This window comes from Nitrospirota bacterium (assembly GCA_016207885.1).
GTDB lineage: Bacteria > Nitrospirota > Thermodesulfovibrionia > UBA6902 > UBA6902 > JACQZG01.
The window spans coordinates 236,224-244,515 of sequence record JACQZE010000004.1 but is presented as its reverse complement, the minus strand read 5'-3'; the positions used below and the strand labels follow the sequence as shown (position 1 = coordinate 244,515).

The following is an 8,292-nucleotide window of genomic DNA, read 5'->3' as shown; positions in this document are numbered from 1 at the left end:
GGGCCTGACGGCAGCGATATGAACTTTGACGGCAATAACGACGGCATACCTGACTGTCAGCAGGACAATGTCGCCTCGCTTCCTACAAACGACCTGCGGGAATATGTGACGCTCGCATCATCTGAAGGCACTGCGCTGAGCGGTGTGCTTGCCACAGGAAACCCCTCACCAACCGATGCTCCTGCAGCCGTATTCCCATACGGATTCTTTGACTTTACCATAACCGGGCTTGCACCCGGAGCGGCGGCAACATTGACCATTCATACAACCGGCCCTGTCCCCGCCACTTATCACAAATACGGGCCGACGCCTGATAATCATACAGACCACTGGTACGAGTTCCTTTATAACGGCACGACAGGCGCTGAGATAAACGGGAATACGATAATACTGCATTTTGTTGACGGTCAGAGGGGTGATGACGACCTTACCGCTGACGGAACGATAATAGACCAGGGCGGGCCGAGTGTAGCAAGTTCTGACAGCAGTTCTGGCGGTGGTGGCGGAGGATGCTTCATAGCCACAGCAGCTTACGGCAGTTATCTTGATCCTGAGGTCATGGCTCTCAGGAAGTTCAGGGACAACTATCTTTTGACAAATTATGTTGGTAACGCGTTTGTAAACTTCTATTACAAAAATTCCCCGCCGATAGCTGATTATATCAGCAGGCATGAAGGCTTAAGGGTTGCCACAAGAATCGCACTTACTCCGATGGTCTATGGGGTGAAGTATCCGAAGTTTGCGTTGATCTTCTTTGGCATAATCTTCACCGGCATTGTATTTAGAAGCAGGGGTTCAGGCAGGAGAAAATAAGGGTATTTCCCTAAAATCTTTCATATGGCATTACCCCCTCCCACAAGGGGAGGGGGATAATTACCCAATCACTTTGTGGAAGAGCCAGTTTTCCATTGACATATATAACCATATGTGATAATTTTATGTAAACATACCCGCCGATTAATACAAATTAAGACATAAAAAAGGGGAGGAATTATGAAATCTTTTCCAGACGAGGCCCTGCAGAAGATGTCTGAATCTCTGGACGCTTTATCCCGCAAAGGAGTATCCCGCCGTGATTTTATGAAGTTCTGTACCTCAATGGCAGCGCTCTTATCACTGCCAGCCACATTCATTCCAAAGATCGCCGAGGCTATAACCGGAAAGAAGCCTATTCTCGTATGGCTTGCGTATCAGGACTGCGCCGGAGATACCGAGGCGCTTCTGAGGGCGACCAGCCCTACGGTCGGCCAGCTCGTTCTTGATGTCCTGTCTGTGGATTATCATGAGACGATAATGTCTCCTTCAGGATTTCAGGCAGAGAAGTCGCTGATGGATGTGGTGAAGAATAACAAAGGGAATTATTTCGTAGTTGTCGAGGGTTCGATACCGCTTAAGGATGACGGCATATACTGCTGTATAGGCGGCAGGACTGCGGTTGATATCGCACGCGAGGTCTGCGGCAATGCGCTTGCCACGATATCAGTAGGCACATGCGCTTCATACGGCGGATTGCCTGCCGCAAGCCCCAACCCCACAGGCGCGGTGAGTGTCAAAGAGGCTGTTCCAAACGCAACTGTGATTAACCTTCCGGGCTGTCCTGTGAATGCTGAGAATATAACAGCAACAATAGTTCACTATCTTACTTTCGGCGCGCTTCCCAATGTAGACAATTACGGAAGGCCGCTCTTTGCTTACGGCAAGAGGATACATGACAACTGTGAGAGAAGGGCGCACTTTGATGCCGGACAGTTTGTGCAGCACTGGGGAGACGAGGGAGCAAGGAATGGATGGTGTTTATACGAGATGGGATGCAAAGGGCCTGAGACATTCCATAACTGCCCCACTGTCAAATACAATGAAGGAACAAGCTGGCCTGTCCAGGCGGGCCACGGCTGTCTCGGATGTTCAGAGCCGATGTTCTGGGATAATATGACGCCTTTCTACAAGCGGCTTCCGAATGTGCCGGGCTTTGGTGTTGAGAGTACCGCCGACAAGGTCGGTGCCGGGCTTGCGGCGGCAACGGCTGCAGGTATTCTGGTCCATGGGATCGCAAGGGCGGTATCTCCGAAGAAGGAAGAAGACGATACAGATTAAAGTGTCATTTCGAGGACGTAAGGACGAGAAATCTTACGATTGCAGACAGCCGGGATTTCTCCCTCCGGTCGAAATGACAAATTAAAATACAAAAGAGGGAATATTATATAAGGAGGTGACTGGCATTGGCTAAGAAAATTGTAGTTGACCCGGTAACAAGGATTGAAGGGCACCTGAGGATCGAGGCAAAGGTTGAGAACGGAAAGGTCGTTGACGCATGGAGCTCAAGCACGATGTTCAGGGGGATCGAACTCATTCTCAAGGGCAGGGACCCGAGGGACGCCTGGGCATTTACCCAGCGTATATGAGGCGTCTGAACTACGGTTCACGCAACCGCCTCGGTGAGAGCGGTCGAAGATGCCTTAGGCATCACAGTTCCTGATAACGCAAGAATTATCAGAAATCTTATTTCCGGCATTCAGTATGTACAGGATCATGTAATACATTTTTACCACCTTCACGCCCTTGACTGGGTTGATATAGTGAGCGCATTGAGCGCAGACCCTGCAAAGACATCCGCGCTTGCGCAGTCTATCTCTGACTGGGGCAAATCGAGCACAGACTATTTCAAAGGCGTTCAGGATAAGGTCAAGGCATTTGTAGAGAATGGCCAGCTTGGCCCGTTTGCCAATGGCTACTGGGGACATCCGGCGTACAAGCTTCCAGCAGAGGCAAACCTCATGGCTGTTGCGCATTATCTTGAGGCTCTTGACTGGCAGAGGGATGTCATAAAGATGCAGGCAATGCTCGGCGCGAAGAACCCGCATGCCCAGACCTATATAGTCGGCGGCATGTCGATACCTGTAGACCCGAACAGCCAGAACGCGCTTAACGCAGGCAGCATAGCCTTTATGCACGGCCTTGCGCAGAAGGCAAAGGAGTTTGTCGAGCAGGTCTATATACCTGATATACTCGCTGTTGCTCCTTTCTATCTTGATTGGGCAGGACATGGCGCAGGCGTAGGCAACTTCCTCTCCTATGGCGAGTTCCCGAATGACACAGTCACCAACTCATCAAATCTCTGGCTGCCGCGCGGGATAATCCTTAACAAGGATCTTTCAAAAGTCCACCCTGTAGATCACAAGAAGGTCACGGAATATGTGACGCATTCATGGTATGAGTATACAGGCGGGGACGGCGCAGGCAAACACCCGTGGGACGGCGAGACGAACTATAAATACTCAGGGCCTAAACCACCCTATGCAGAGCTTGATACTGACAAGAAATATTCATGGCTGAAGGCTCCGCGTTATGATGACATGGCGATGGAGGTCGGGCCTCTCTCAAGGATGCTCGTTGCGTATGCGTCAGGCCATGAAAGGATTCAGGCAGTTGTCAACAGCGTTCTGCAGAAACTTGGTAATCTTCCTCCAACAGTTCTCTTCTCAACGCTTGGCAGGATAGCCGCAAGGGGCGTAGAGACGCTTGTCACGGCAGAGCAGATACCTGTATGGCTTGGCCAGCTTGCCGCCAATATGAAGAAGGGCGACCTGAAGATACATGCCGGCGAGAAGTGGGATCCGTCTGAATGGCCGAAAGAGGCGCAGGGTTACGGCTTTCATGAGGCTCCGAGAGGCGCGCTCGGCCACTGGGTAAAGATCAAAGACCAGAAGATAGAGAATTATCAGTGTGTTGTTCCGGGAACATGGAACGGTTCTCCGAGGGACGCAAAGGGGCAGAGGGGCCCGTTCGAGGAGGCGCTGATAGGAACGCCTGTTGCCAACATTGACCAGCCTGTTGAGATCCTGAGAACCATACATTCATTTGACCCGTGTATGGCATGCGCGGTTCATGTTGTGGACGCAGAGGGCAAAGAGGTCATCAGGATAAAGGTCGTTTAGGGAGGCTGATATGATGAGCGAACGAAAGAGAGTATATATCTGGGAGTTTCCGGTAAGGCTTACCCACTGGCTCTTTGTTCTCAGTATAGTTGCCTTTGCAATTACAGGGATATACATCGGCAACCCATATTTTTATGCCTACACAACCAAACAGTACATCATGGGCTGGATGAGGTTCATACATTTTGTCTCAGCCTATGTCTTTCTGATGAGCTTCATCATCAGGATGTATTGGTCGGTCATGGGCAACAAGTACGCGTGCTTTTGCGTATGGTTTCCGTTCACGGCAAAGAAGTGGAACGACCTTATTGACGCGCTCAAGTTCTATCTCCTTATAAGCAAGAAAGTTCCTTACACCGCCGGACATACCGCGCTTGCAGGATTTACGTATCTGATAGTCTTCATGCTATTCCTCTTTGAGATATTCTCGGGCTTCGCACTGTATTCAGTAAACCACACAGGCGCAGTCTGGACACTGCTCGGCGGATGGATGACAGGCTTCATGTACCTGCCGGTCATCAGGCTCTACCATCATCTTGTGATGTATGTGCTTATCGCATTTTCCATTCTTCATATCTATCTTGCGATCTTTGCTGACACAAAGGAGAAGAACGGCCTGCTGCTCTCGATCTTTAACGGGTACAAATTTGTTACAGGGAAAGAGTGGGAATGATCTCGTAAAGAGTAATGAGCGGTAAGTAACGGGTTAATCTATAGCCCCGGAAGTCCTGACGATTGAGGTTTCCGGGGCTGATTTTTGGAGTGGATGAATAAAATGAAGGTGCGTGATATTATAAAACTTATTGAGTCAGATGGCTGGTTCCTTATTGCCACAAAAGGGAGTCACAGGCAATACAAGCACTCTATAAAGACGGGCAGGGTAACAATCGCGGGGCATTCCAATGATGATTTAGCGCCCGGCACTCTAAACAGTATTTTAAAACAGGCGAATTTAAAGGAGGCAAAGTAATCATGCATCGTTTTTTAGTGATCATAGAAAAAGCCAATGGCAACTATTCAGCATATTCACCTGACTTGCCGGGCTGTGTTGCGACAGGAGCTACAAGGGAGGAGACAGAAATGAATATGCATGAGGCGATTCAAATGCATATTCAGGGACTGGTTGAAGATAATCTCTCCATCCCCGAATCGACTTCTTTTGCAGAATATGTAGCAGTGCCTTAATAGATTTGCAGAATTTTATTCCAATAACTTTATCCTGCTCCACTTACGTACGATCTCTGAGAATTCAGCAGTTGAGGAGTTTATTGACGAGATGAAAAAAATATTTTCTTCATATGTGTATTTAGGTGTAATCCTTGTATATCTTGGAGTTAGTGTGATTAAAAACCCAAAGTTTGCTTATTATAAGTATCCCGAATTGCCCATTGCTATTCCCGGTTATAATGTTCCTTTGGGAATCCTTCTTATCACAGCAGGCATTCTAATGATATTGGTATATTTCCTTAAAAAAGAAGAACCAAAGCGTTAGCTTAATGACATTGGAAGAGAGAAGGGCGGAGAATTATATTGAAAACAACCATATTAGGCATAGGCAACACTCTCATAAGCGATGACGGGGTTGGGGTTCATATCGTTAATAAACTTGACGATGAATATACTTTCCCTGACAATGTCACACTGATAGACGGCGGCACAAAGGGGCTTGACCTTCTGCCTTTTATCGAGGGCAGTGACAGGCTTCTGATAATTGACGCTGCAAACTTTAAGAAGGAACCCGGCGCTATTGATACCGTCATTGGCGACAGGATCCCTGCTTTTCTGAGCCAGAAACTTTCCGTGCACCAGATAGGCCTGCCTGATATGCTATTTGCCGCAAAGCTCATGGGCATAAGCCCGCCTGAGATGTGCCTTATCGGGATACAGCCGAAGTCCATGGAGACGAGCACTGAGATGTCGGAAGAGATAAAGGCAAGGTTTAATGATCTCTATGCAAAGGTTCTGGATAAGCTGCGGGAATGGGGTATTAATCCAATCAGGAAATAAGGTATAAATAATTATGTGCGTAGGTGTACCGATGCAGGTTGTTGAAATCAATTACCCTTCAGGAATAGCTGAGGCAAGGGGTGTGAAGCGCAATATCGGGCTTCAGCTTCTGCCCGAGGGCGATGTGAATATCGGCGACCATGTTATCGTCCATGTGGGATTTGCCATTGAGAAGGTGGATAAGCAAAAGGCTGATGAGATATGGCAGGGCTTTGATGAGATACTCAGGCTGATGGACGAGGAGGATGCAGGTGCATGAGGTCTCAATAGCCTTGAGTATGATGGATGAACTTGCGAGGATAGCCAAAGAGAACAACGCAAAACATATCATCGCCGTCAATTTGAGAATAGGCAGGGCAAGCGGCATTGTCATTGATTCACTGAAGTTCGCCTTTGATGCGATAAAGATGGAGAACCCTCTCATCTCAGCAGCAGAGATACAGGTAGAAGAAGTCCCTTTAAAGTATGAATGCAAAAGTTGCAATGAAATATTTGAACTCGACAGTATACATTTCCCGTCCTGCCCTTCTTGTAAGTCATACAAATTGAAGCTTCTCTCAGGTGAGGAGATGGATATAGTTAATGTTGAGTTGGAAGTTTAAGGAGAGATATGTGCGATTCATGCGGATGCGAACACCCCCCTCATTCCCTGCCTACCGGACAGGCAGGCCCCCTTGTCAAGGGGGGAGGCAAAGATGTAAAGACCGTTGAGATTAATCAGAGCCTTCTTAAGGCAAATGAAGATGCAGCAGCGCATAACAGGGAACATTTTGACAGCAGTGGTATCTTTGCCTTAAACCTTATAAGCTCACCCGGCTCAGGCAAGACAACACTGCTTGAGAAGACTGCCGAGGCGCTGAAGGATGAGTTCAGCCTCGGAGTTCTTGAGGGCGACATAGAGACCGACCTTGATGCCGAGAGGATAAGGAAGAAGGGCGTGCCTGCCGTGCAGCTTACAACCGGAGGTGCCTGTCATCTTGATTCAGCGCTTATACATAAAGGCATGCATGAGCTTGAGCATCAGCTTCACGGGAAGAAGATGGATATACTCTTCATTGAGAATGTGGGCAACCTTGTATGCCCTTCATTTTTTAATCTTGGCGAGCATATCAGGGTTGTGCTTGTCTCAGTTCCTGAAGGGCCTGACAAACCGATAAAATATCCAAAGGCATTTAAGACATCGCATGTCTTTATCATTACAAAGTCAGACCTTCTCCCGCATTTTGATTTTGATATTGAGAGGGTAAAGAAGGATGCGTTATCACTCAATCCTGAATTAAAGATAATTGTCATATCAGCGACAACAGGTGAAGGCATGGGAGAGTGGTTTACGTTTCTTAGAAACAAGTTGAAATGAAGAAGATCGAGATCGGACACGGCAGCGGCGGCAGGCTCACAAGAGACCTGATAGAGAAGCTATTTCTGAAATATCTCGATTCAAGCGAACTGAAGCCCCTTGAGGATGCGGCTTACATAAGTTTTGAGAACCCGCGCATAGCTATCACAACTGACTCCTATGTCGTGCGCCCCTTATTTTTCCCCGGCGGCGATATCGGCAAGCTCGCTGTATGCGGAGCTGTGAATGACCTTGCCGTAAGCGGCGCAATTCCAAAGTATCTCTCGCTAAGCTTTATCATTGAAGAAGGCTTTCTCATGGCACAACTTGAAGATGTGCTTAATAGCATAAAAAAGACAGCTGAAGCCGCAGGGGTGAAGATAGTGACCGGCGATACAAAGGTGGTTGAAAAGGGTAAATGCGATGGCTTGTACATCAACACTACTGCTGTAGGCGAGATAGCCAGATCTCTTATTCTTGATAATATCTCAGACGGCGATGCGGTCATCGTCACAGGCACACTTGGAGACCACGGCACTGCCGTTGCCATTGCGCGCGATGAGTTTGATATAGACGCATCTGTTGAGAGCGACTGCGCTCCGCTTAACGGTTTGCTCATGTCTCTCTTTGATATTGACGGATTAAAGTGGATGCGCGACCCGACGCGCGGCGGCGCTGCCACAGTGCTTGTTGAGGTTGCGGATAGATCAGGCTTTGGCGTTGAAATTTATGAAGAGAATATTCCCGTCAGGGATGATGTTAAGTTCATCTCAGATATGCTTGGGTATGACCCGCTCTATCTCGCCAACGAAGGCAAGGCAGTTGTGGTAACTTCACATGAGGCAGCAGATGAGGTTCTGAATAAACTGAGAAAACATCCATTAGGAAAGGATGCGGCTCTTATCGGCAGGATCACAGCAAAGTACAACGGCGTGAGGCTTAAGACAAAAATAGGCGGAGAGCGCGTGCTTGATATGCTTGAGGACGATATGCTTCCGAGGATATGCTGAATAA

11 protein-coding genes and 1 pseudogene are annotated in these 8,292 nt (G+C 48.2%); all 12 read left to right on the top strand.

Annotated elements, in window-relative coordinates; translation table 11 throughout:
• The coding region (locus tag HY807_03915; GenBank protein ID MBI4825550.1) for a hypothetical protein at positions 1 to 813 on the top strand (813 nt) is incomplete at its 5' end.
• Between the two features lie 180 nt (positions 814 to 993).
• Positions 994 to 2,094, top strand: coding sequence for a hydrogenase small subunit (locus HY807_03910; GenBank protein ID MBI4825549.1), 1,101 nt, complete (start codon positions 994 to 996; stop codon positions 2,092 to 2,094).
• Positions 2,095 to 2,219: 125 nt separating this feature from the next.
• A pseudogene (locus tag HY807_03905) lies at positions 2,220 to 3,935 on the top strand (nickel-dependent hydrogenase large subunit).
• A 10-nt stretch (positions 3,936 to 3,945) separates the two neighbouring features.
• Complete coding sequence (cybH, locus tag HY807_03900; GenBank protein ID MBI4825548.1) at positions 3,946 to 4,608, top strand: Ni/Fe-hydrogenase, b-type cytochrome subunit; 663 nt, start codon at positions 3,946 to 3,948, stop codon at positions 4,606 to 4,608.
• 102 nt (positions 4,609 to 4,710) lie between these two features.
• Positions 4,711 to 4,905, top strand: coding sequence for a type II toxin-antitoxin system HicA family toxin (locus tag HY807_03895; GenBank protein MBI4825547.1), 195 nt, complete (start codon positions 4,711 to 4,713; stop codon positions 4,903 to 4,905).
• A gap of 2 nt (positions 4,906 to 4,907) precedes the next feature.
• Positions 4,908 to 5,120 (top strand): type II toxin-antitoxin system HicB family antitoxin, encoded by a 213-nt coding sequence (locus HY807_03890; protein MBI4825546.1) that lies wholly within the window; start codon positions 4,908 to 4,910, stop codon positions 5,118 to 5,120.
• 91 nt (positions 5,121 to 5,211) lie between these two features.
• Complete coding sequence (locus HY807_03885) at positions 5,212 to 5,427, top strand: hypothetical protein (protein MBI4825545.1); 216 nt, start codon at positions 5,212 to 5,214, stop codon at positions 5,425 to 5,427.
• 38 nt (positions 5,428 to 5,465) lie between these two features.
• Positions 5,466 to 5,942, top strand: coding sequence for a HyaD/HybD family hydrogenase maturation endopeptidase (locus HY807_03880; protein ID MBI4825544.1), 477 nt, complete (start codon positions 5,466 to 5,468; stop codon positions 5,940 to 5,942).
• Between the two features lie 13 nt (positions 5,943 to 5,955).
• Positions 5,956 to 6,201: a HypC/HybG/HupF family hydrogenase formation chaperone gene (locus HY807_03875; GenBank protein MBI4825543.1), complete on the top strand. Its 246-nt coding sequence runs from the start codon at positions 5,956 to 5,958 to the stop codon at positions 6,199 to 6,201.
• Positions 6,194 to 6,544 carry a hydrogenase maturation nickel metallochaperone HypA gene (hypA, locus tag HY807_03870; GenBank protein MBI4825542.1) on the top strand — a complete coding sequence of 117 codons (351 nt, stop codon included), beginning with the start codon at positions 6,194 to 6,196 and terminating at the stop codon, positions 6,542 to 6,544. The genes HY807_03875 and hypA overlap by 8 nt, the downstream gene beginning before the upstream one ends.
• An 8-nt stretch (positions 6,545 to 6,552) precedes the next feature.
• The gene (hypB, locus tag HY807_03865; GenBank protein ID MBI4825541.1) at positions 6,553 to 7,299 is read left to right on the top strand and encodes a hydrogenase nickel incorporation protein HypB; all 747 of its coding nucleotides are present in this window, start codon (positions 6,553 to 6,555) and stop codon (positions 7,297 to 7,299) included.
• The gene (gene hypE / locus HY807_03860; GenBank protein MBI4825540.1) at positions 7,296 to 8,288 is read left to right on the top strand and encodes a hydrogenase expression/formation protein HypE; all 993 of its coding nucleotides are present in this window, start codon (positions 7,296 to 7,298) and stop codon (positions 8,286 to 8,288) included. The genes hypB and hypE overlap by 4 nt, the downstream gene beginning before the upstream one ends.
• Positions 8,289 to 8,292: the final 4 nt, after the last annotated feature.

Coding starts and splice junctions, on each gene's coding strand:
- HY807_03910 (MBI4825549.1), top strand. CDS start 994: ATGAAATCTTTTCCAGACGAGGCCCTGCAGAAGATGTCTGAATCTCTG.
- cybH (MBI4825548.1), top strand. CDS start 3,946: ATGATGAGCGAACGAAAGAGAGTATATATCTGGGAGTTTCCGGTAAGG.
- HY807_03895 (MBI4825547.1), top strand. CDS start 4,711: ATGAAGGTGCGTGATATTATAAAACTTATTGAGTCAGATGGCTGGTTC.
- HY807_03890 (MBI4825546.1), top strand. CDS start 4,908: ATGCATCGTTTTTTAGTGATCATAGAAAAAGCCAATGGCAACTATTCA.
- HY807_03885 (MBI4825545.1), top strand. CDS start 5,212: ATGAAAAAAATATTTTCTTCATATGTGTATTTAGGTGTAATCCTTGTA.
- HY807_03875 (MBI4825543.1), top strand. CDS start 5,956: ATGTGCGTAGGTGTACCGATGCAGGTTGTTGAAATCAATTACCCTTCA.
- hypB (MBI4825541.1), top strand. CDS start 6,553: ATGTGCGATTCATGCGGATGCGAACACCCCCCTCATTCCCTGCCTACC.
- hypE (MBI4825540.1), top strand. CDS start 7,296: ATGAAGAAGATCGAGATCGGACACGGCAGCGGCGGCAGGCTCACAAGA.